The sequence below is a fragment of the Phenylobacterium sp. GW823-FHT02A09 genome (assembly GCF_058797775.1).
In genome coordinates this window covers 718247-739267 of sequence record NZ_JBXAJZ010000003.1, presented here as the reverse complement: position 1 = coordinate 739267, position 21021 = coordinate 718247, and the positions used below count along the sequence as shown (strand labels likewise).

19 protein-coding genes, 1 tRNA gene and 1 pseudogene are annotated in these 21021 nt (G+C 69.4%); 13 read left to right on the top strand and 8 right to left on the bottom strand.

Annotation, left to right across the window (positions count from 1 at the left end; all coding sequences use genetic code 11):
• Positions 1-14: 14 nt before the first annotated feature.
• On the top strand, positions 15-1571 hold the full coding sequence (locus AC1Q87_RS16250) for a hypothetical protein (protein WP_492609952.1): 1557 nt from the start codon (positions 15-17) through the stop codon (positions 1569-1571).
• Here AC1Q87_RS16250 and AC1Q87_RS16245 read toward each other — a convergent pair.
• Positions 1568-2335 carry a competence/damage-inducible protein A gene (locus AC1Q87_RS16245; RefSeq protein ID WP_492609951.1) on the bottom strand — a complete coding sequence of 256 codons (768 nt, stop codon included), beginning with the start codon at positions 2333-2335 and terminating at the stop codon, positions 1568-1570. The genes AC1Q87_RS16250 and AC1Q87_RS16245 overlap by 4 nt on opposite strands.
• A gap of 141 nt (positions 2336-2476) precedes the next feature.
• Between AC1Q87_RS16245 and AC1Q87_RS16240 the strand changes: the two are divergent.
• The 3 genes and pseudogenes from AC1Q87_RS16240 to sfsA all read left to right on the top strand — a co-directional run.
• Positions 2477-2722, top strand: a pseudogene (locus tag AC1Q87_RS16240) (DNA/RNA nuclease SfsA); the annotation flags it as partial.
• Between the two features lie 70 nt (positions 2723-2792).
• On the top strand, positions 2793-3179 hold the full coding sequence (locus tag AC1Q87_RS16235; protein WP_492609950.1) for a hypothetical protein: 387 nt from the start codon (positions 2793-2795) through the stop codon (positions 3177-3179).
• Positions 3180-3209: 30 nt separating this feature from the next.
• Entirely contained in the window at positions 3210-3920 is a 711-nt protein-coding gene (gene sfsA / locus AC1Q87_RS16230) for a DNA/RNA nuclease SfsA (protein WP_492609949.1), read from the top strand.
• A gap of 6 nt (positions 3921-3926) precedes the next feature.
• Here the strand turns inward: sfsA and AC1Q87_RS16225 are convergent, their stop codons facing one another.
• Positions 3927-4841, bottom strand: a complete 915-nt coding sequence (locus tag AC1Q87_RS16225) for a glycosyltransferase family 2 protein (RefSeq protein WP_492609948.1) — start codon at positions 4839-4841, stop codon at positions 3927-3929.
• A gap of 238 nt (positions 4842-5079) precedes the next feature.
• On the opposite strand from AC1Q87_RS16225, the gene map reads away from it, so the two are divergent.
• The 3 genes from map to AC1Q87_RS16210 all read left to right on the top strand — a co-directional run bounded on the left by map (position 5080) and on the right by AC1Q87_RS16210 (position 8228).
• Positions 5080-5898 (top strand): type I methionyl aminopeptidase, encoded by an 819-nt coding sequence (gene map / locus AC1Q87_RS16220; protein WP_492609947.1) that lies wholly within the window; start codon positions 5080-5082, stop codon positions 5896-5898.
• Positions 5899-5978: 80 nt separating this feature from the next.
• Positions 5979-6728, top strand: coding sequence for a RadC family protein (gene radC, locus AC1Q87_RS16215; protein WP_492609946.1), 750 nt, complete (start codon positions 5979-5981; stop codon positions 6726-6728).
• A gap of 48 nt (positions 6729-6776) precedes the next feature.
• Positions 6777-8228, top strand: a complete 1452-nt coding sequence (locus tag AC1Q87_RS16210) for a tetratricopeptide repeat protein (protein ID WP_492609945.1) — start codon at positions 6777-6779, stop codon at positions 8226-8228.
• 4 nt (positions 8229-8232) lie between these two features.
• On the opposite strand, the gene AC1Q87_RS16205 is transcribed toward AC1Q87_RS16210, so the two are convergent.
• Positions 8233-8316 (bottom strand) — tRNA-Leu (locus tag AC1Q87_RS16205).
• Between the two features lie 125 nt (positions 8317-8441).
• On the opposite strand from AC1Q87_RS16205, the gene AC1Q87_RS16200 reads away from it, so the two are divergent.
• The gene (locus AC1Q87_RS16200; protein WP_436060601.1) at positions 8442-8612 is read left to right on the top strand and encodes a hypothetical protein; all 171 of its coding nucleotides are present in this window, start codon (positions 8442-8444) and stop codon (positions 8610-8612) included.
• A 2-nt stretch (positions 8613-8614) separates the two neighbouring features.
• Here AC1Q87_RS16200 and AC1Q87_RS16195 read toward each other — a convergent pair whose 3' ends face one another.
• Positions 8615-9424, bottom strand: a complete 810-nt coding sequence (locus AC1Q87_RS16195) for a M48 family metallopeptidase (protein ID WP_492609944.1) — start codon at positions 9422-9424, stop codon at positions 8615-8617.
• Entirely contained in the window at positions 9421-10056 is a 636-nt protein-coding gene (locus AC1Q87_RS16190) for a glutathione S-transferase family protein (RefSeq protein WP_492609943.1), read from the bottom strand. Before AC1Q87_RS16190 ends, AC1Q87_RS16195 begins: the two co-directional genes overlap by 4 nt.
• Before the next feature lie 210 nt (positions 10057-10266).
• Between AC1Q87_RS16190 and AC1Q87_RS16185 the strand changes: the two genes are divergently transcribed.
• Complete coding sequence (locus tag AC1Q87_RS16185) at positions 10267-11535, top strand: spinster family MFS transporter (RefSeq protein WP_492609942.1); 1269 nt, start codon at positions 10267-10269, stop codon at positions 11533-11535.
• Between the two features lie 43 nt (positions 11536-11578).
• Here AC1Q87_RS16185 and mgtE read toward each other — a convergent pair whose 3' ends face one another.
• Both mgtE and AC1Q87_RS16175 read right to left on the bottom strand, forming a co-directional pair.
• Entirely contained in the window at positions 11579-12946 is a 1368-nt protein-coding gene (mgtE, locus tag AC1Q87_RS16180) for a magnesium transporter (RefSeq protein ID WP_492609941.1), read from the bottom strand.
• Positions 12947-13136: 190 nt separating this feature from the next.
• Entirely contained in the window at positions 13137-13403 is a 267-nt protein-coding gene (locus tag AC1Q87_RS16175) for a hypothetical protein (RefSeq protein ID WP_492609940.1), read from the bottom strand.
• Positions 13404-13608: 205 nt separating this feature from the next.
• On the opposite strand from AC1Q87_RS16175, the gene AC1Q87_RS16170 reads away from it, so the two are divergent.
• The 4 genes from AC1Q87_RS16170 (at position 13609) to AC1Q87_RS16155 (ending at position 19360) form a co-directional block, all read left to right on the top strand.
• Positions 13609-16569 carry a TonB-dependent receptor domain-containing protein gene (locus AC1Q87_RS16170; RefSeq protein WP_492609939.1) on the top strand — a complete coding sequence of 987 codons (2961 nt, stop codon included), beginning with the start codon at positions 13609-13611 and terminating at the stop codon, positions 16567-16569.
• Between the two features lie 90 nt (positions 16570-16659).
• Entirely contained in the window at positions 16660-17592 is a 933-nt protein-coding gene (locus AC1Q87_RS16165; protein WP_492609938.1) for a nucleoside hydrolase, read from the top strand.
• Positions 17589-18443, top strand: a complete 855-nt coding sequence (locus tag AC1Q87_RS16160) for a ribokinase (RefSeq protein ID WP_492609937.1) — start codon at positions 17589-17591, stop codon at positions 18441-18443. The genes AC1Q87_RS16165 and AC1Q87_RS16160 overlap by 4 nt, the downstream gene beginning before the upstream one ends.
• Positions 18440-19360 (top strand): isopenicillin N synthase family dioxygenase, encoded by a 921-nt coding sequence (locus AC1Q87_RS16155; RefSeq protein WP_492609936.1) that lies wholly within the window; start codon positions 18440-18442, stop codon positions 19358-19360. The genes AC1Q87_RS16160 and AC1Q87_RS16155 overlap by 4 nt, the downstream gene beginning before the upstream one ends.
• A gap of 2 nt (positions 19361-19362) precedes the next feature.
• On the opposite strand, the gene AC1Q87_RS16150 is transcribed toward AC1Q87_RS16155, so the two are convergent.
• Positions 19363-20976 (bottom strand): ShlB/FhaC/HecB family hemolysin secretion/activation protein, encoded by a 1614-nt coding sequence (locus AC1Q87_RS16150; RefSeq protein WP_492609935.1) that lies wholly within the window; start codon positions 20974-20976, stop codon positions 19363-19365.
• Between the last annotated feature and the right edge of the window lie 45 nt (positions 20977-21021).

The following is a 21021-nucleotide window of genomic DNA, read 5'->3' as shown; positions in this document are numbered from 1 at the left end:
AGCCGAGCCAGTCCGTGAACGCAGCGTCTAAAAACTACCTGGCATGCGCCGGGATCTTCCTCGTCTCGCTGGTTCCGATCCTGTCGACGCCGATCCTGCCGTTGATCGACTTCTACAACCACATGGCCCGCTACTTCGTCCTGGCGCAACTGGACCAGTCCGCCTTTCTCGCCGCGAACTACGCGTCCAACTGGTCGCTGCTGCCGAACATCGGAATGGACGTCATCGGCACGGCCCTGTTCCGCATCCTGCCGCCGACGGTCGCGCCGCACGTGATCGCCGTCGCCATCGTCGCGACCCTTTACTTCGGCGTGCTCTCATTCAACGCCCGGCTGAACGGTCGCCCGTCAGTTCTGGTCGCGCTGCTGCTGGCGCCGCTTCTCTACAGCTTCATCTTCATCTGGGGCTTTGCGAACTTCCTGTTCGGCCTCGGCCTGACGTTCTGGGGCGCGAGCTGGTGGCTGGCCATGCGCGAGCGCCCTCGCATCGCGATCCCGGTCGCATGCCTGCTCGCGGTCCTGATCTTCCTCGCCCACGGACTGACCTTCGCGCTGTATGGGCTTCTGCTCGGCGCGATCGAACTCGGGGTCATGCTGACCCGGCGCGACTTCAGCCTCTCGCGCATCGTCAAGAGCACGGCCAGCCTGGCGGTGCAGGCGCTCGTCCCGGTGATCCTGTTCGCCAACGCCACGACCTCGAAGGCCGAGGGCGGGTTCACCAACGCCGAGGAGAGCATCGACCGGCTCGCGGGGGCCGGACGGCTGCTCGACCGCCTGCAGGAGCTGCTGCTCTATCGGCTGCAGACCATCATCCGGGTGTCAGAGGGGCCCAGCTTCGGGTTCGACCTGGCCTGCTTCCTCGTGGTCTGCGCCGTCGTCGGCTGGCTGCTGCTGCGCAAGCAGATCAAGGCGCCGAAGCTGATCTGGCCCGCCCTGGCGATCGCCGTACTGCTGATCCTCGTCACCCCGCCCACCGTGTTCGGGGTAGGCTACGTCGCCGACCGCATGCCGCTGTTCGCCGCGCTCATCTTCGTTGGAGCGCTGCAGGTCGACTGGAAGCGCACGCCTGCGGACATGGCCTGCCTGGGGATCCTCGTCGCCCTGGTGGTGGTGCGCCTGGGCGTGATCAGCCTTGAGTGGCGCAGCTACGACGCGCGCTTCCGCGAGTTCGAAGCCGCCGCCGCCAGCATCCCGCCGAACCAGGTCGTCCGCGGTCTGGAGGTCGCGCTGAACCGCCGCCTCGCTGCGACGCCCCGATGCGAGATGTACGGCCCGCTGCTCACCCTTCGGCACGGCCAGGCCACGCCGCTGTTCGCCAACGCCACCCAACAGCCGATCAAGCTGGCCGGTCAGTTGAAGCACGCCGTCGACGCCGCGCCCAAACCCTCGGGGCGGCGAGCGGAAGAGGCCGCCGGCTACGTCAGCGACGTCATCGAGCACGGCCGCGACCAGCGCGGCTTCGACTATGTGATGATCTGCGGCGCGGCGAAGCCCGAGCGGCCGCTGCCGAACGGCGTGTCGGTCGTCGCCCAGTCGCCGAACTTCACCGTCGTGAAGTTCGGTTCGCCCTAGGCGTTCTCGACCTCGCGGACGTTGTCGACGCCGGCGTCCTTCAACGCCGCCACCAGCTCGTCCAGCGCCCGCGCCAGCTCTTCGGGGTCGCGGCTGCGTAACACCAGGTTCGAGCCGTAGCCGCCGTCGCCGAAGAACGGATAGCTGCCCAGCGACATGTCCGGGTGGGCCTTAGCCACGGCCTCCAGCGGCGCGGCGATCACGCCCTCGCCTGAGCCCTCGACCCGCACCGTGCGCGCCACCGTCACCGCGCCGCCGCGCAGGCGCCAGCCCACATCCTCGAGCATGCCGCGCATGATCGTGGGCACCCCGGCCAGCACGAAGACGTTGCCGATGGTGAAGCCGGGCGGGCCTTGCACCGGGTTCTTGACCAGCTCGCCGCCGACCGGCACCCGCGCCATGCGCCGACGCGCGGCGTTCAGCTCCACGCCCCAGCGGGCGGTCATCATGGCGATGATCTCAGGATGCTCGATCAGTTCGACGCCGAAGGCCGCCGCCACCGCGTCGGCGGTGATGTCGTCGTGGGTCGGGCCGATGCCGCCGGTGGTCACCACATAGTCGTAGCGCTCGCGCAGGGCGTTCAGCGCCGCGACGATCTCGTCCTGCACGTCCGACACCGTCCGCGCCTCGGCCAGATCCACGCCCAGCACGCCGAGGTACTTGGCGATGTCGCGCAGATTGGTGTCCTGCGTGCGCCCCGAGAGGATCTCGTCGCCGATGATCAGCACTGCGGCGGTCACCCGGCCGTCCGTCGAACCCGCCATACGCACCTCCGCAACGCCGCCTTTGTGTCGCACCTGACTAGAGGCCTGCGCAGGCGCACACAACCTGTCATCCGCCGCTTTGCGCAGCACGCCGTTCGGATGCTAGCCACGGCCGGCTCCGACCGGTTCAAGGAACGTCCATTGGAATTCGCCCGCCCCCTCGTCCGCGGCCAGCTTGTCAGCCGCTACAAGCGCTTCTTCGCCGACGTGCTGCTCGATGACGGCACGCCGGTGACCGCCCACTGCCCCAACCCTGGCGCGATGCTGGGCCTGAACATCCCGGGCCTGCCGGTGTGGCTGTCGAAGTCCGACGATCCCAAGCGCAAGCTCGCCCACACCCTGGAACTGGTCGAGGCGGGCGGCGGTCTGGTCGGGGTCAACACGGTCAAGTCCCACGTTAAGAACTCCGAACTACAATCTATGGTGACCGCCAACGAGCAACTATCGTCGTCACCTGATGCTGATCCGCTTTGTAATTCATACGATTGATGAGGGCTCAGGTCGGCGACGCGGGGTGCTCCATGCCGCTGCCGAACTTCGCGAGTCCAGCCACGTCAGCGAACAGGACCATCTTCGTCTTCGAGCACTGGCAGACTGGTTCAACGATAACTTGGAGCGCCCCACCACCTTTGCGATCTCAACCAAGGCTCACGCAAAGGGGCAGGCAATCAGTTGGCTTAAGGCGTCCGCCACCGAGCACGTCAGGCGGATGAGGGAAATTTCCGACATCCTCGCCGACTACGGCGTCGTGGCCGAGGCGATCCGCACGAGGAGGCCGGGATATGTCCTGTATGAAGACGAGCATCAGGTGACCGCGTACCCGTTCAGCGATACGCCCACCTGATCTCGTCGATAACTGACAGGCCAAGCTCACGTGGAATTTTCAACGCCGCTGGTCCGGGGCCGCCTCGTCAAACGCTATAAGCGGTTCCTCGCGGACATTGTGCTCGACGATGGCACTGAGATCACCGCTCACTGTCCAAACCCCGGCGCGATGCTGGGGCTGAACATGCCGGGCCTGACGGTCTGGCTTTCCGCGTCTCCCGATCCGAAGCGCAAGCTGCCCTACACGTGGGAATTGGTCGAGGCGCCCGGCGGGATTTCCGGCGAGTTAACCATAGCTGGAATCAACACCATGCATCCCAATCGCCTGGTCGCCGAAGCCCTGGCCGCCGACGCGATCCCCGAGGTCGCCGGCTACGCCGTCCACCGGCGCGAAGTGAAGTACGGCGCCGCCTCGCGCGTCGACTTCTTGCTTGAGCAGGACGGCCGCGCGCCCTGCTGGCTGGAGATCAAGAACGTCCACCTGATGCGCTCGCCCGGGCTGGCCGAGTTCCCCGATTGCGTCGCGGCGCGATCCACCAAGCATCTGGGCGAGCTGGAGGAGATGGTTCGCCAGGGAGACCGCGCCGTCGTGCTCTTCGTCGTCCAGCGCACCGACTGCGAGGCTTTCGCCGCCTGCGCCGAGCTCGATCCCGCTTTCGCCAAGGCGCTCGACCGCGTCACCGCCGCCGGCGTCGAGGTCTACGCCTATGCCTGCGACATGTCCCCCGAGCGGATCGCCCTGACCAGGCGGATCGCCTAGCGGGGCTTAGTGCGGCGGCAGCGAGATCCCGCCCGGCTGCTCCGGCCTCGGGGGCGCGGGCCAGTGCGCCGAGGCGCCGAGCCGCCGCTTCACCTTTCGCCACAGCACGTCGCCGGCGTTCGGGCCGACGATCGACTCCGGCAGATTCGAGATCGGCTGCGGGACCAGCGTGTCGTCGCCGAGGTCTTCGTAGCACTCGCTGGTCATCGACAGCCGCTCGGACCAGTGGAACGGCTGATCGCCCGGAATGTCGGGCCGCCACCGCTCGCGCCGTTCGTGCGCGAACTCGCCCCGCTCCATCGATTCCGCGCGGGTCGTCATCCGGCGCGTGATCTGCTCGGGCGAGCGGTACATGAACTGGCGAATTCGGATCGGCTCCGGGTAGATCGGCCCCCAGTTCTCGGGCGGCAGGCGGTCCAGGCCCCACCAATGCCGGACGAAGCGGGCCTCGCTGTAGCCGGACGGCACATAGTGGTGAAGCACCTCGCGCCACGCGCGGCTGCCGTCGAAGCGTCCAGGTTCCTTCAGATAGGCGGCGTGGTCCTGCTCGGTGAACAGGTAGTTGTAGCTGCTGACCCACACCGCATTGTAGTGGCGCGGCACCCTTGCGAGGAACGCCCGCGGATCGTCGACATAGGCCTCGTCGGCGTCGAGCTTGCACCACCAGTCGCCTTGCCGGACGCGGTCGCGATAGCGCTCGAACACTCGGTCGCGCATGCTGTCGCAGAACGGGCTCAGGTCCTGGCGATACGGCACGATCGTCGGGTTCGTCGTCGCCGCCTCGTTGACGAACTCCCAGGTCCCGTCGTCGCTGCCGTTGTCCAGCACATAGATGCTGTCGGCCCACTCCGAAGCCGTCGCCAACGTCTGCGCGATGATATCCAGCTCGTTCTTGACGAGGCAGATCGCGTGGATCGCCATGGCCTTACCCCAGCGCCGTTAACCATGTTTCAGGTCGTCCCAAGCACAACGGCGTCGTCTGATTTTGGCTCCACGGCGGCGCGCCTGCGCCGCGTCGTCCCGCCGGTTTGATCGACGCGGAGCAGGCCGGGGTGGAAGTCCTGTGCTAGGATTGTGATATAAGCCCCAGCGCCATCCGCAGCGCCCGCCCGGTTCCCTGGCGCGACGCGGCGCTTACGGAAGCCGAAAGAGTACCGCCATGACCGACGTCCTCGAAGCTGAGCACCGCACCGGCCAGATCCGCATCCACGGAGCCGAGGGCTTCGAAGGCATGCGCGCCGCCGGCAAGCTGGCCGCCGAGTGCCTCGACATGCTGACGCCCCACGTCGTGCCCGGCGCGGTGACGGAAAAGCTCGACGACCTGGCCCGCGAGTTCATCCTCGACCACGGCGCCATTCCGGCCTGCCTGTTCTATCGCGGCTACGGCAAGACCACCTGCATCTCGCCCAACCACATCGTCTGCCACGGCATCCCCGGCGACCGGGTGCTGCGCGAGGGCGACATCGTCAACATCGACGTCACCGTCATCGTCGACGGCTGGCACGGCGACACCAGCCGCATGTACGGCGTCGGGCCGATCGCCCCGCGCTCCAAGCGCCTGATCGACATCACCTACGAGGCGCTGCAGCGCGGCCTGGACGAGGTCAAGCCGGGCGCCCGCACCGGCGACATCGGCCACGCCATCCAGCAGTATGTGGAATCGATGCGCTGCTCGGTGGTCCGCGACTTCTGCGGCCACGGACTGGGCAAGGTGTTCCACGACGCCCCGAACATCCTGCACTTCGGCCAGAAGGGCACGGGCGAGGTCCTCGCCCCCGGAATGTTCTTCACGATCGAGCCGATGGTGAACCTTGGCAAGTACCAGGTGAAGCTGCTCTCTGACGGCTGGACGGCGGTCACCCGCGACAAATCGCTGTCGGCCCAGTGCGAGCACTCGATCGGCGTCACCGCGGACGGCTACGAGATCTTCACCGCCTCCCCCGCCGGCCTCTTCCAGCCGCCCGTTCAGGCCGACTGATCTTCGCGCGGCAGGGTTGCGAGGCCCCGCTGTTGCACGCCCACTTGCCAATCCCGAACAAATGACGAACACTGTTCGGCATGGACGGTACGCGCCACCTCGCCGAGGGCCCGCAGCCTGACTTCTGGTCGGCGGCGCCCGCGCGTCCGGCCAAGGCGCCGCGCCCGCACTTCCATGGCCATCGCGAACGACTGCGCGACCGCGCCGGCCGCGACCTCGCCGCCCTTCCCGAGTACGAGCTGCTGGAACTGCAGCTGTTCCGCTCGATCCCGCGCGGCGACGTCAAGCCGCTCGCCAAGGCGCTGCTGACCCGGTTCGGCTCGCTCGCCGGCGTGCTCGCCGCCTCGTCGGCCGAACTGCGCAGCGTTCCCGGCGTCGGCGAGAGCGTGGCCTTCGATCTCAAGCTGCTCGGCGAGATCGGCCTGCGGGTCGGGCGCGAGGCGGTCGGCAAGCGCCCGCTCATCAGCTCGTGGAGCCAGCTCCTCGACTATGTGAAGCTCGGCCTCGCCCACGCCCCGCGCGAGCAGTTCCGCGTGCTCTTCCTCGACAAGAAGAACCAGCTCATCGCCGACGAGGTGATGAACCACGGCACCGTCGACCACGCCCCGGTCTATCCGCGCGAGGTCGTGCGCCGGGCTCTGGAGCTGTCGGCCAGCGCGGTGATCCTCATCCACAATCATCCGTCCGGCGACCCGACGCCGTCCCAGGCCGACATCGCCATGACCCGGGAAGTCGTCGAGGCCGCCCGCGCCCTGCGCATCGCCGTCCACGATCACCTCGTCGTCGGCCGCGACGGCGTCGCCAGCTTCCGGGCCCTGGGCCTCTTTTGAAAATCCTCTACAGCTAAGCTCTAAAGAACACCGCCTTGGGGGGCCGCCATGATCCGTAAGTCTCTTCTTCTCGCCGGCGTCATGGCGCTGGCCCTCACCGGCGCCGCGGCGGCGCAGGAGCCGGCGGCCGAATCCGAGGTCGATCCGCTCGCGGTCGCGTGCCTCGGAAAGGGCGGAGAAGCCGCCGAGGCCCGCCTGGCCGCCTGCACCGAGATCGCCGACACCTTCGAGTCCCCGGCGGACAGGGCCTGGGGCCTCCAGACGCGCGCGCATATCCAGCACAGCATGGGCCTCTCCGACCGCGCGCTCGCCGACGCCAGCAAGGCGATCCGTTTGGCCCCCGGCGACGCGTACGGCTACTACACCCGGGCCGACATCCTGACCGACACCGGCGACTACAAGCTCGGCCTCGCCGACGTCGAGCGCGCCGTGAAGCTCGATCCGAAGGAAGCCCTCTACCTCTCGCTGCGGTCGCGCCTGCGCGAGAAGACCGGTGACCGCCCCGGGGCGCTGGCCGACTCCACCCGCGCCATCGAACTCGAGCCGACCGCGTGGCTGTATCTGGTGCTGCGCGCTCAGCTGCGTGAGGACGGCCAGGACCAAGCTGGAGCCCTTGCGGACCTCGACCAGGCGGTAAAGCTGTCCAAGGATGATCCGGCCGCCCTGGTGATCCGGGCCGAATTCCTGCTCTACGCCGGCCGCTACGACGAGGCCAAGGCCGGCTACAAGCAGGCCATCGCCAAACAGCCGGACTATGCCGAAGCCTTCACCGGCCTCGCACGCGTCTTCGAGGAACAGGGCGACTACGCCGCCGCCAAGGCTGAGCTCGATCGCGCGCTCGCCGTGAACTCCGACGACGCCGACGCCTTCCAGGCCCGCGCCTGGGCGCGATATCGCCTGGGCGACGCCGTGGGCGCACGCAGCGACATCGACAGGGCGGTCGAACTCGACGAGGTCGCCGTGCTCAATCGCGCCATGCTGCTCTCGGAGCTGAAACAGTACGATCTCGCGCTGGCGGACATCGCCCGCGCCGAAAAGATGGAGCCGAAATCGGCCATCCCCGTTGTCGTGCGTGCTGGTGTCTTCGCCGCTCAGCAGGACTGGGCGAGAGCGATCGCTGAGGCTGATCGCGCGGTGAAGCTGGAACCCGACAACCTCGAGGCCCTGAACGCCGCCTGCTGGATCAGAGGTGAAGCCAAGCGCGATCTCGACCGGGCGCTGGCCATCTGCACCAAGGCGGTCAAGGTCGCGCCCAACGACTTCGCACCGCTCGACAGCCGCGCCTTCGTCCATCTGCGGCGCGGGGATCTTCAGAATGCGCTGGCCGACGCCGACGCCGCCCTCGCCCTCCATCCCAAGTCGGCCGAGACGCTCTACCTCCGCGGCGCGATCCGGCGGCATCTCGGCCAGAAGCAGGAGGCCGAGGTCGATCTGGCCGCGGCGCGGAAGCTGGATCCGAAGATCGAGGAGCAGTACGCCAGCTACGGCCTGCTGCTGTAGCGGTTGGTGCCCCCTCCCGGACTCGAACCGGGACGCCTTACGGCAAAGGATTTTAAGTCCTCTGCGTCTACCATTCCGCCAAGGGGGCGCCGATTGCTCGGTACACGTGATCGCGCCGGGCCCGCAAGCGCGCCGCGCGGCATGCGGAACCTTTGGCGTCCGACTTGCTTAACTCCTCCCTGCGGTCCCGATCCGGGACGCCAGGAGGAGCAGATGGGCGAACTGGCTTACGCGATCGATCCGGCCGACAACGGCTGGCGCTGGCGAGTGTTCGACTTCGAAGGCGAGCTGGTCGCCGGCGGCGTCGAGCCCAGTCAGGCCGAGGCGGAATCCGCCGCCGTCGCGCTGTTCCACGACGGCGTCAGCGCCGCCTCCGCCATCTAGCCCTAGCCCTTCGGCAGGGCGGCCACCGCCTCGCGCAGCGCCGCCAGCCGCGGCCCGTCGGCCGGGTGGGTCGACAGCACCTCCGGCGGCTGCGGCCGCTTCTCGCCCTCGGCCGCCATCCGCTCGAAGAAGCGCACTGCGCCGGCCGGATCCATGCCCGCCCGCTGCGCTAGCTCGACCCCGACCTGGTCGGCCTCCAGCTCGTGGTTGCGCGAATAGGGCAGGATCACCCCGTACATCGCCCCCATCCCCAGCGCCCCGGCGATCTCGCCGGCGTGCTCGGCGTACTCGCCATTGGCCAGGATCGCCTGCAGCACGTTGACGCCCAGCTCGACCGCCATCTGCTGGCTGACCCGCTCGGACGGATGGCGCGCCAGCACGTGGCCCACCTCGTGTCCCAGCACCCCGGCCAGTTCGTCGTCGTCCTGCACGAAGTCCATGAGGCCCTTGAACGCCCCGACCTTGCCGTTCGGCAGTACGAAGGCGTTGATCTCCGGCCGGTCGAAGACGACGAACTCCCAGGCCAGATCTGTGCGGCCGCTGGCCTCGACGATCTTCCAGCCGATCTGCTCCAGCCGCGCCTGCGCCGCCGGGTCGGCGGCGGCCGGGGTCTGGGCGCGCAGGTCGGCCCAGGCCTGGTCGGCCATCTGGGTCAGGGCCTCGTCCGGAACCACGGCGAACTGGCTGCGGCCGGTCTCGTTGTTCTGCGAGCAGCCGACCAGCAGCGCGCCGGCCGCCAGCAGGCCCAGCAGATTGCGGCGCGACACCGGCTCGGCCCGGCCTTCCCGGCCGCAGCCGCAGGTCACGCTCACGCCTCGGCCCGCGCCGCCGCTTCCCACTCGCGGAACTGGGGCGTGGCCAGCAGCCGGGTCGCATAGGCGCCGCAGGTCCCGTCGTCGCCATAGTCCGACAGATGCACGCCATAGGTCCGGAACCGGCTGGCCACCGGCGTGTAGAACGCGTCGGCGATCGACCACTCGCCGGCCAGGAACGGCCCGCCCGAGCGGCCCAGCAGGTCGGACCACAGCGCGACGATCCGGCGCACGTTCTTCTGGGTGGCTTCCGACAGGGTCGTCACCTTCGGCTCGGCCTCCAGCGCCATCGGGCATTCGCCGCGCAACGACTGGAACCCGGAGTGCATCTCAGCGGCCGCCGCGCGGGCCAGGGCGCGCAACGCCGGGTCGTCCGGCCACAGCTTCGCCGCGGGAAATTTTTCGGCCAGGTATTCGCAGATCGCCAACGAATCCCAGACCGTAAGGCCGCCGTCCTTCAGCGCCGGCACCAAACCCGAAGGCGAGTGGGGCAGGATCGCCGCCTCGGTCCGCCCCTCGTCCTGCCGCAGGCCGACCAGGGTCTCGGTGAAGGGCGCGCCGGTGTGCTTGAGCACAAGCCAGGGCCGCAGCGACCAGGTCGACCAGCGTTTTGTTCCGATAACCAGTTCCATAGGCCGCTCCATTTCGTTACGTCAGCCTATTGCCCAAGCCCCGGGCTACTCGTCTAGAGTGGCCCCAACAATAAGAATTCAGTTCCCAATTTTTTGCAGGAAACGCCATTCATGACCGAGACCGTAGCGCCGTCGGTTGACTCGACCGCTCCGCCGGCCGCGCCCGCGGCCAGCGCTCAGCCCTACTCCGCCTCTTATACCCGGTATGCGATGTTCCTCCTGCTGGGGATCTACATCGTCAACTTCCTCGATCGCGCCGTGGTCAACATTCTGGCCGAGCCGATCAAGAACGACCTCGGCCTCGCCGACTGGCAGCTCGGCCTGATGAGCGGCCTGGCCTTCGCCATCTTCTACACCGTCCTGGGCATCCCGATCGCCCGCATGGCCGAACGCAAGAACCGCCCGATCATCATCGGCACCGCCGTCGCCGTCTGGTCTGGCTTCACCGCCCTGTCCGGCATGGCTCAGAACTTCGCGCAGCTGGTTCTGTTCCGGATCGGCGTGGGCGTCGGCGAAGCCGGCTGCACCCCGCCGGCCCACTCGCTGATCGCCGACTACGTGCCGAAGGAAAAGCGCGCCTCGGCCCTGGCCTTCTACTCGATGGGCACCCCGCTCGGCGGCCTGCTCGGCCTGGTGATGGGCGGCCTGATCGCCGACGCCTACGGCTGGCGCGTGGCCTTCTTCGTCGCCGGCGCCCCGGGCATCCTCTTCGCCCTGCTCTGCTGGTTCACCCTGAAGGAACCCCGCAAGCAGATCGCCCAGCACTCGGCCGCCATCCAGGCGACCCAGGCGACCTTCGGCGAGACGCTGAAATACCTGGGCACCAAGAAGACCTTCTGGCTCATCGCGCTCGGCGCGGCGATCAAGGCGTTCATCGGCTACGGCCACGCCCCGTTCACCGCCTCGTTCTTCCTGCGCGTCCACGGCGAGGAAGTCTCGAGCCTGGCCTCGATGTTCAACCTCCAGTCCATCGGCTTCCTGGGCCTGGCGCTGGGCCTGATGGGCGGCACCGCCGGCGCCATCTCGGCCTATCTCGGCGGCCAGATCGCCGACCGCTACGCCAAGAAGGACCTGCGCGGCTACGTGTCGGTTCCGGCCATCGCCTCGCTGCTGGCCGTGCCGATCTACATCATCGCCGTCAGCGTCCCGTCGGCTTCGGTCGCGCTGTGGATCCTGGTCATCAACGGCCTGCTCGGCTCGCTGTGGTACGGCCCGGTCTACGCCATCGGCCAGTCGATCGTGCCGCCGCACATGCGCGCCACCACCTCGGCCATCCTGCTGTTCACGATCAACCTGATCGGCCTGGGCCTCGGCCCGCTCGCCGTCGGCATCCTGTCCGACGTGATGAGCAACGGCGTCGGTCTGGGTTCGGCCCAGGGCGTGCGCTGGGCGCTGATGCTCTCGACCTGCTTCGGCTTCGTCGCCTTCGGGCTGTTCTGGATGGCCCGCAAGACCATCCGCGAAGAACTGGTCAGCTAGGTCTCGACGGGGGCGTCCACGGACGCCCCCGCCTCTTTCCGTCTCACAACAGCGTGCCGTTGAGGATCACCAGCGCGACGCTGAAGTAGATGACCAGCCCGCTCACATCGACGAGCGTGGCCACGAACGGCGCCGAGGCGCTCGCCGGATCGAACCCCAGCCGCTTCAGGACGAACGGCAGCATCGAGCCGGTCATCGACCCGAAGGTCACGATCCCCACCAGCCCGGTCCCGACGGTCAACGCGATCAGTCGCCAGTGCTCGCCGTAGTCGTAGATCCCCAGTCCCTGCCATGCCGCGATCCGCGCCATGCCGATCAGGCCCAGGATCGCCCCCAGCGTCAGCCCGGTCGGCAGCTCGCGCACCGCCACCTTCCACCAGTCGCCCAGCCGTAGCTGCCCCAGCGCCAGCGCCCGGATCAGCAGCGACGTGGCCTGCGACCCCGAATTGCCGCCCGAACTCATGATCAGCGGGATGAACAGCGTCAGCACGATCGCCTTCTCCAGCTCGTGCTCGAAGTGCTGCATGGCGCTGGCGGTCAGCATCTCGCCCAGGAACAGCGCGCACAGCCACCCGGCCCGTTTGCGGATCATCTCGCGATAGCCGATCTGCAGGTAAGGCTTGGCGAACGCCTCGACGCCGCCGAAGCGCTGCACGTCCTCGGCGCTCTCGGCCATGATCGCGTCGATCACATCGTCGACGGTGACGATCCCCAGCACCCGGCCGCGCTCGTTCAGCACCGGCACGGCCAGCAGGTCGTGCAGCGTGATCAGCCGCGCCACCTCCTCGCGGTCGGTGTCCGGATGCACGCTGACCGGCTCGATCGGCAGCGCGACGTCGATGATCGGCTGGTCCGGCTCGCCGCCGATCAGCCGCCGCAGGCTGACGCTGCGGACCAGCGCGCGGGTCTGCGGATCCAGCACATAGATTGCATAGATCGTCTCGCGGCTGCGCTCGACCTCACGCAGATGGCGCAGGGTCTCGCCCACCGTGGCGCCGGCCAGGACGGCGACGAGCTCGGTGGTCATCAGCGCCCCGGCGGTGTCGGGCGCATAGACCAGCAGGCCCTTCAGCGTCGCGGCGGTTTCAAAGTCCAGTCGCGCCAACAGCTGGGTGCGCTCGGCGTCGTCGAAGCCGCGCAGCAGGTGCGCGGCGCGGTCGCTCGCCATCCCGGCCAGCACCTGGGCGCTGCGTAGATCGGGCAGCGCCTGCAACAGCTCGCCGCCGGCCTCCAGTTCGGGCCGGTCGAAAATCTGGATGACGCGCTCGAGCGGCAGCCGCTCCAGCAGGACGGCGGCCTCGTCAGGCGGGAGCTGGTTCAGACGCGCGACGTTGTCGCCGACATGCTCGCCGCAAAGCGTCGCAAGCAGGATGGGGTCGGCCGCGCGCGCGGCGGTGTAGTGTTCTTGCATGGCTCACCTTTCGACACGCCGCCACGGCGCATCGCGGTGAGCAGACCAAAGGTCAGACCACGAGCGGCCGGGACGGCGCGATCAATCGACTACTGTCGCTGGGCATGGGTTCAGGTCCTTTGGGTCGCGCCGGACTACTCGGCCGGCGCCGGGCCCCCATGCGCCCCTCCCGGCGGGGCGTCAAGCGCGTTCAGGGCTGCAGAAACACCAGCCAGACCGCGGTCATCGCGAAGATCACCCCGAAGACCAGGTTCAGCCACCGTGCCCGCCGCACCGGCCGTCCGGTCGCCGCCTGGATCAGGAACACCGCCGCCGCCAGGGCGCAGCCGGCCCCCGCCAGCCAGAACTTCGCCGGCGGCGCGACGAAGATCGCCGCCGCCACCATCGCCAGCGCCACGGCCCGCCCGATCAGTTCGGGGGCCACTCGCCTGCCGCTCTTGCCGCCGTCCGCCGCCATCGGGTCCTCACTCGCCAACTGCCCCCTCGGTTTGCCACGCGCGCAAGCGGCGGCAAAGTGCAAGGCGACGCCGTAAACCGTCCGATGCTCAGATGTCGTCGAAACGTCATCTGTGGCTTCGGCGCCATGGCGCGCCCCCTGGCGATCCCGTAGAATCCTGACGAAACACCCGCGAGGGTGGAGTCGCCAAATCCCGAGGGGGGAAATGATCTCCAAGCGTTCCGGCTTGCTCTGCGCAAGCGCCCTGGCCAGCGTCATGGCCATCTACGCTGCGCCCGCCGCCGCGCAGGACACCGAGGTGTCCGAGGTCGTGATCACCGGCTCGCGCATCGCCCGCCAGGACTATGTCTCCGAGAGCCCGATCGTCACCCTAGGCCAGGACCGCATCACCCAGGCCGGCATGGTCACGGTCGAGAACACTCTCAACCAGCTGCCGCAGTTCGTGCCGTCGAACGGCGCAGGCACCAACACCACCAACTTCGTCTCGACCCCCGGCCAGGCCTACGCCAACCTGCGCGGCCTCGGGCCGACCCGCACTCTCGTGCTGGTCGACGGCCGCCGGATGGTCGCCGGCAACCCCAACGCCGTCGTCGACCTGAACACCATCCCGACCTTCCTGATCGACAGCGTCGAGACCATCACCGGCGGCGCCTCGGCTGTCTATGGTTCGGACGCCATCGCCGGGGTTGTGAACTTCAAGCTCAAGAAGGACTTCGAGGGCCTGGTCATCGACGCCCAGCTCGGCTCGACGACCCGCAACGACGCCGGCCAGCAGAGCTTCTCCGTCGGCTACGGCCATAACTTCGCCGAGGGCCGCGGCAACATCTCGGCCGGCGTCAGCTACGACCGCCGCGAGGGTCTCGTGGCCTCCGACCGCGACTGGTCGGCGATCGGCTACTCGGTGCTGACCACCGGCCTCGTCCCGTCGGGCGCCGCGACCATTCCCGACGGCCGCTTCGATCCGTCCTCCAACGCCGGCGGCGCGGCCAACCTGCCGACCCAGGCGGCGATGGACGCGGTGTTCGCCAAGTACGGCCTGGCACCCGGCAGCGTCGCCCGCGGCGCCAATCTCTCCTTCAACGCCGACGGCACGCTGTTCTCGACCTCGCCGGTGCGCAACTACCGCGGCGATCAGATGCCGGGCTTCGATCCCAGCAGCTACACCTTCAACAGCGCCGACTATCGCTACCTGAACCTGCCGCTGGACCGCTGGTCGCTCTACGCCGCCGGCCGCTACGACCTGACCGACAGCATCGAGGCCTACGGCACGGTCAGCTACACCACCTACGACGTCTCGCGGCAGCTTGGCCCGGCCTCGGCCTCGGACGGCGCCTTCCCCGGCCCGGACATCGTGGTGCCGACCACCAACCCGTTCATCCCCGCCGACCTGCGCACGCTGCTCGCCTCGCGCGCCAACCCGACCGCCGCCTTCTATCCGCGCCGCGCCTTCACCGAGGTCGGCGGCCGGCTGTCGAACAACACCTACGAAACCTTCCAGATCGTCGCCGGCCTGCGCGGCGACGTCGGCTTCAAGGACTGGAAGTGGGACGCCTACGCCGCCTACGGCGAGATGAACCACACCGAGAACCAGCACGGGAACGTCAGCCGCGCGGCCATGCGCGAGCTGACCTTCGCCCCGGACGGCGGCGTGGCCATCTGCGGCGGCTTCAACATCTTCGGGGCCGGCAAGGTCAGCCCCGGCTGCGCGGCCTACATCGCGCGCGAGGTCACCAACGACACCAAGATCCAGCAGACCGTGCTGGAAGGCTTCGTCACCGGCTCGGTGTTCGAGCTTCCGGCGGGCGCGGTGAAGTTCTCGGCCGGCGCCCAGTACCGCACGGACGAGGTCGGCTACTCGCCCGACCTGCTGCTGCAGGGCCCCGACATCGTCGGCTTCAACCCGGCGGTGCCGATCAGCGGCGACATCTCCTCGACCGAGGCCTACGCCGAACTGCTGGTCCCGATACTGTCGCAGGCGCCCTTCGCCTACAGCCTCGACGTCTCGCTCGGCGGCCGCATCGCCGACTACAACACCACCGGCACGATCAACGCCTACAAGGCCGACTTCACCTGGCGCCCGGTCGAGAGCCTGATGGTCCGCGGCGGCTACCAGCGCGCCGTCCGCGCGCCCAACGTCGCCGAGCTCTACTCCCCGCAGTCGCTGGGCTTCTCGGGGATCGGCACGCCGGGCCTGGCCACCACGGCCGGCGACCCCTGCGACACGCGCTCGTCGTTCCGCAACGGCGGCAACGCCGCCGCGGTCCGCGCGCTCTGCGTCGCCCAAGGCGTATCGACCGGCATCGTCGACACCTTCCAGCAGGCCTCGACCCAGGTCGAGATCCTCGCCGGCGGCAATCCGGACCTCTCGGAGGAGAAGTCCGACAGCTTCACCTTCGGCGCGGTCTGGACGCCGAAGCTCGACGCGCCGCTGCTGCGCCGCTTCAGCGTCAGCCTCGATTACTACAAGATCGAGCTGGAGGACGTGATCGGGAACCTCTCGGTGCAGACCATCGTCGGCGAGTGCTTCAACACCGGCGGCGCCAACCCGACCTTCGACAATTCCAACTTCTACTGCCAGCAGTTCAGCCGCATCGCCAACGGCAACATCACCGGCGTGCTGACCACCCAGGTCAACCTCGCCGCCTGGAAGACCTCGGGCTACGACGCCCAGATCGACTGGGGCTTCGACCTGGCCGACCTCGGCCTGCCGGACGGCGCCGGCGCGCTCGACTTCAACCTGGTGGTCTCCAAGCTGGAAAACTTCGAGAAGCAGGCGCGGCCCGGCGCGCCCTTCCTGCAGAGCGCCGGCACCATCGGCGGCGACCTGTCGGGCGGCGCCTATCCGGAATGGAAGTCGGCGATGTCGGCGACCTATTCCGTCGGCCCGGCCAAGGTCACCCTGCGCTGGCGGCACCTCGACGCCATGACCGACTTCCGCAACGTGCCGGTGTTCTCGCCGACCGCGGTCAACACGCCGGACTACGACCTGTTCGACCTGACCGGGACCTGGACGTTCGACGAGCGCATCACCATGCGCGCCGGCGTCAACAACATCGGCGACGAGGATCCGCCGTTCTACACGTCGTACTCCAACTCCAACACCGACCCCTCGACCTACGACGTCCTGGGCCGCCGGTTCTTCGTGGGCCTCACCGCCCGCTTCTAATCCAGACGACATGATGCGAGCCCCGCCCGCCTGGGCGGGGCTTTTTCATGCCCGCTTGCCGAGCTTGCCGTTCCTCCGGAGAATGCCGCGGTGACCAAGCTGATTTTCGATTGCGACCCGGGCGTCGACGACGCCGTCGCCCTCTTCATGGCCTTCGCCGCGCCGCAGGACCTGGAGCTTCTCGCCATCACCACGGTCGCCGGCAATGTCGGCGCCGAGCTGACCGCCCGCAACGCCGCGCTCATCCGCCAGATCGCCGGCCGCGAGGACGTGCCGATCTACTCCGGGGCTCGCGGGCCGCTGTACAGGCCGCCCTTCGACGCCGGCGCCTTCCACGGCGAAAGCGGTCTGGGAACCCTGCCGCTGTTCGAACCGGACAAGGGCCTCGCCGACGGCCACGCCGCCGACGTGATCGTCCAACTGGTGATGTCGCACGCGCCGGGCGAGATCACCCTGGCCGTCACCGGCCCCTTCACCAACCTGGCCCTGGCCATGCGGCTGGAGCCGGCGATCATCGACCGCCTCGGCCCCGTCGTGGTCATGGGCGGCGCGCGGCGCGAGGGCGGCAACATCACCGCCTCGGCCGAGTACAACATCTGGGCCGACCCGCACGCCGCCGAGATCGTGTTCTCGTCCGGCGCGCAGTGCGTGGTCATGGGCCTTGACGTCACCCACCAGGTCCGCTCGGACCCGGCCCGCACCGCCGCCATCGCCGCCATCGACACCGCGGCCGCACGGGCGACCCACAACCTGCTGGAGTTCTCCAACGCCCTGGAGCGCGACATCGTCGGCGGGACCGGCGCGCCGATCCACGACCCCTGCGTGATCGCCTATCTGCTGGCGCCGCACCTCTTCACCCTGCGGCCCTGCGCGCTGCAGGTCGAGACCGCCTCCCCTCTCACGGTCGGCCACACGGCGGTCGAGTTCCGCTTGCGCGATCGGGCGGCGGCGCGGATCCTCTGGGCTACCCATGCGGACGCCGACGGCGTCTTCGCCCTGCTCAACGACCTGCTCGCCCGATGACCGCGATCACCGTCATAGGCTCGGTCAACCTGGACTTCGTGGCCACCGCCGCGAGCCTGCCCGCGCCTGGCGAGACCGTGACCGGCGCGAGCCTGGCCCGCCATCCCGGCGGCAAGGGCGCCAACCAGGCGCTGGCCGCGCGCCGCCTTGGCGCCGACGTGACCCTGATCGCCCGGGTCGGCGCCGACGCCCTCGCCGATGAGGCCCTCGCCCTGCTGGCCGCCGAGGGCGTCGATCTCGATCAATGCGACACCGACGCCGGCGCCGCCACCGGCGTCGCCCTGATCGCGGTCGCCGCCGGCGGCGAGAACCAGATCATCGTCGCCCCCGGCGCCAACGCCGCCTTCACGCCCGATCACCTGACCACGGCCACCCACGACGCCCTGATCTGCCAGCTCGAACTGCCGCTGGAGACCGTCGCCGCCGCCGTCGCCCAGGCGAGCGGCTTCGTCTGCCTGAATCTCGCCCCCGCCGCGCCGCTGCCGCCGCAAACCCTGGCCCGCGCCGACCTCATCGTCGTCAACGAGACCGAGGCGGCGTTCTACGGCCCGGCGCTGCACGACCAACCCGGCCTCGTCGCCGTGACCTGGGGCGCGAAGGGTGCGGGCCTGTTCCAGGGCGGCCGCCAGCTGGCAGCCGCCGCGCCGCCACCGGTCGAGGCGATCGACGCCACCGGCGCCGGCGACGCCTTCGTCGCCGCCCTGACGGTCGCCCTGCTGGAGCGCCGCCCGCACGAGGCCGCTCTCGCCTTCGCCTGCGCCGCCGGAGCCCTGGCCGCCACCCGCCCCGGCGCCCAGCCCTCGCTGCCGACCAGGGCCGAGGTCGAGGCCCGCCTGGAGACCGCGCCATGAGCGTTCCCACCCTCAGCCTCAAGGCCTTCAGCCAAGGCTCGCCCGCCGAGCGCGCCGCCTTCTCCGACGCGCTGATGCAGGCGCTGCAGCAGTACGGCTTCATCATCCTGGCCGACCACGGCGTCGCCGAGGACCTGCTCGAGCACGCCTACGAGCACGCGCAGGAAGTCTTCGCCCTGCCCTACACGGTCAAGCGTCACTACGCGGCCGGCATGCGCGGCTACACGCCGTTCGGGACCGAGCACGCCCGCGACTCCAGCCTGCCCGACCTCAAGGAGTTCTGGCAGATCGGCCGCGATCCTGCGCCCGGCCTGCCGCCCGAGGACTTCCCGCCCAACGTCTGGCCGGCCGAGTTCCCGGCCTTCGAGAAGACCTTCAGCGACCTCTTCGCCGCCCTCGACAAAACCGGCCGTGTCCTGCTCTCGGCGCTCGCGCCCAAGCTCGGCCTGCCGGGCGACTACTTCGACGCCAAGGTGGCGGACGGAACCTCGATCCTGCGCGTGCTGCACTATCCGCCGGTGCCGGAAGACGCGCCGGAAGGCGCCGTCCGCTCCGCCGCCCACGAGGACATCAACTTCATCACCCTGCTGGTCGCCGCCAAGGGCGCGGGCCTGCAACTGCTCGACCGCGACGGCAGCTGGCTGCCGGTGGAAACCGCGCCGAACAACCTGATCGTCGACAGCGGCGACATGCTGCAGCGGCTGACCAACGGCGTGATCCCGTCGACCACCCACCGCGTGGTCAATCCGGTCGGCCCCAATGTCAGTCGCTACTCGATGCCGTTCTTCATGCACCCGGCCTCGGACGTCTCGCTGAAGTGCCTGCCCTCCTGCGAGGGCGACGGCGCGAAGTGGCCGGAGATCACGGCTGGGGAATTCCTCGCCGAACGCCTGCGTGAGATCGGCATGGCCAAGTAACCTTAACGCCGCACCGCGAAGTTGACGCCCAGCCGCCAGCCGCCGTCACGGCCCGGCCGCGGGTCCTCCAGCGCATAGGCGCCTTCCAGCCCGAGCCCGACCTTGCGGCCAAGCGCCAGGCGTACCCCGGCGCCCGCCGAGCTCAGGTCGTAGTCCTGGTCCGCAGCGCCGAACCGCCCGCTCTGGCTGACCCGCGCGCTGTCGGCGAAGCCGTAGATCTCGCTGCCGGCCGCCGGCTTGGGCAGACCCGGCGGACGCCAGGCCAGCTCCACCGATCCGGCCGCGCCCTGATCGCCGATCACCAGCGACTGCTCGAACGCGCGTCCGAACTCGGTCCCGCCGACCGAGAACTGCTCCGAGCTGGGCAACAGATCGGAGGTGAACTGCCCCGCCGCCTTGAGGCGTAGGACCCAGCGCTCGCCCAGCGCGCGGTCGTAGCCGCCGCGCAGGTTCAGCTTGCGGAAGTCGGCGTCGGCGATCCCGGCGGTCGTTCGCGCGCCCAGCCCGTCGATCCCGAGACTGGCGGTGACGCTGGCCGAGGCCTGGGTCTTCGGCTTGGCGAGGCTCCAGGCCGCCGCGGCCCGCCCCACCCGGGTCCGCTCCGTCGCCGTGCCCTGGCCGAACACCGCGTTCTCGGAGTCGAGGCCGTCCAGCGACCCGGTCAGATAGAGGTTCTGCTCGTAGCTGCGGATCCACGGATAGCTGAACTGCACCCCGCCGAACGTCGCCTCGCCCTTGGATCCGTTGTCTGGCCGGGTGCGGAAATAGCCGCCGTTGACCTGCACCCGCAGGCCGTCGGCCCCCAGCGGTTGGCTGTGCACGACCGCATAATACTGGAAGCGGTCGATCTGCGTCGGCAGACCCAGGGTCAGCCGCGTCTGGTCGCCCTGTCGGAACCTCGAATAGAGGTCGAGGTCGGCCTGCAGCTGCGTGCGTCCGAGCAGGCTGGAGCCGCGGTTGTTCACCGACAGGTTCAGCTTCGGCCCGCTCGCCTTCACGTCCAGCACCAGCACGACGGCGCCCGGCGCCTTGCCCGGCAGCAGCCTCGCCTCGGCGGTCAGTCCCGGGATGTCGCGGATCAGCGACAGCTGCCGCTCCAGAGTCCGCCGCCGCAGCGGCGTCTCGGCGGTCAGGCGTTGGGCCTGCGCCGTGACCAGCTTCAGGTCTCGCCCCTTCACGTCGCCTTGCAGGGCGATCTGGGCGATCCGCCCCTCCACCGCCTGCAATCTCAACACTCCGCTCGTCAGGTCCTGGCGCGGCGCGGCGATGGTGTAGAGCGCCACGTCGCTGCGCTTGTACAGCGCCGCCGCCGCAGCGGCGGCCGCCTCGATAGTCTGCTGGCCGAGCGGCCGGCCGACCAGCGGCGCGAGGGCCCGGTCGAGGTCGGCGCGCGGCAGGCTCGATCCCTCGACGACCACCCGTCGCAGCGCCGTCGACGGCTGGGCCTGCACGTCCACCGCGACAGGGGCCGCAGGCCGGCTCGCGGCCGGAGCGGGCGGCTCGGCGCCGGGCGGATCGCGGTCGGCCCGGCCCTGATCGAGCACCGGGCCCGGCTGGGCCCAAGCGCCCGCCGGCGCGCCGGCCAAGGCCAGCACGAGCAGAAGTCGCAGTCTCATGGAACGTCTCCCCCGCCGCTGGTCGCGCCGGCCAGGCTCCTGACC

Coding starts and splice junctions, on each gene's coding strand:
- AC1Q87_RS16245 (WP_492609951.1), bottom strand. CDS start 2,335: ATGGCGGGTTCGACGGACGGCCGGGTGACCGCCGCAGTGCTGATCATC.
- AC1Q87_RS16235 (WP_492609950.1), top strand. CDS start 2,793: ATGCTGATCCGCTTTGTAATTCATACGATTGATGAGGGCTCAGGTCGG.
- AC1Q87_RS16225 (WP_492609948.1), bottom strand. CDS start 4,841: ATGGCGATCCACGCGATCTGCCTCGTCAAGAACGAGCTGGATATCATC.
- map (WP_492609947.1), top strand. CDS start 5,080: ATGACCGACGTCCTCGAAGCTGAGCACCGCACCGGCCAGATCCGCATC.
- radC (WP_492609946.1), top strand. CDS start 5,979: ATGGACGGTACGCGCCACCTCGCCGAGGGCCCGCAGCCTGACTTCTGG.
- AC1Q87_RS16210 (WP_492609945.1), top strand. CDS start 6,777: ATGATCCGTAAGTCTCTTCTTCTCGCCGGCGTCATGGCGCTGGCCCTC.
- AC1Q87_RS16200 (WP_436060601.1), top strand. CDS start 8,442: ATGGGCGAACTGGCTTACGCGATCGATCCGGCCGACAACGGCTGGCGC.
- AC1Q87_RS16190 (WP_492609943.1), bottom strand. CDS start 10,056: ATGGAACTGGTTATCGGAACAAAACGCTGGTCGACCTGGTCGCTGCGG.
- AC1Q87_RS16185 (WP_492609942.1), top strand. CDS start 10,267: ATGTTCCTCCTGCTGGGGATCTACATCGTCAACTTCCTCGATCGCGCC.
- mgtE (WP_492609941.1), bottom strand. CDS start 12,946: ATGCAAGAACACTACACCGCCGCGCGCGCGGCCGACCCCATCCTGCTT.
- AC1Q87_RS16175 (WP_492609940.1), bottom strand. CDS start 13,403: ATGGCGGCGGACGGCGGCAAGAGCGGCAGGCGAGTGGCCCCCGAACTG.
- AC1Q87_RS16170 (WP_492609939.1), top strand. CDS start 13,609: ATGATCTCCAAGCGTTCCGGCTTGCTCTGCGCAAGCGCCCTGGCCAGC.
- AC1Q87_RS16160 (WP_492609937.1), top strand. CDS start 17,589: ATGACCGCGATCACCGTCATAGGCTCGGTCAACCTGGACTTCGTGGCC.
- AC1Q87_RS16155 (WP_492609936.1), top strand. CDS start 18,440: ATGAGCGTTCCCACCCTCAGCCTCAAGGCCTTCAGCCAAGGCTCGCCC.
- AC1Q87_RS16150 (WP_492609935.1), bottom strand. CDS start 20,976: ATGAGACTGCGACTTCTGCTCGTGCTGGCCTTGGCCGGCGCGCCGGCG.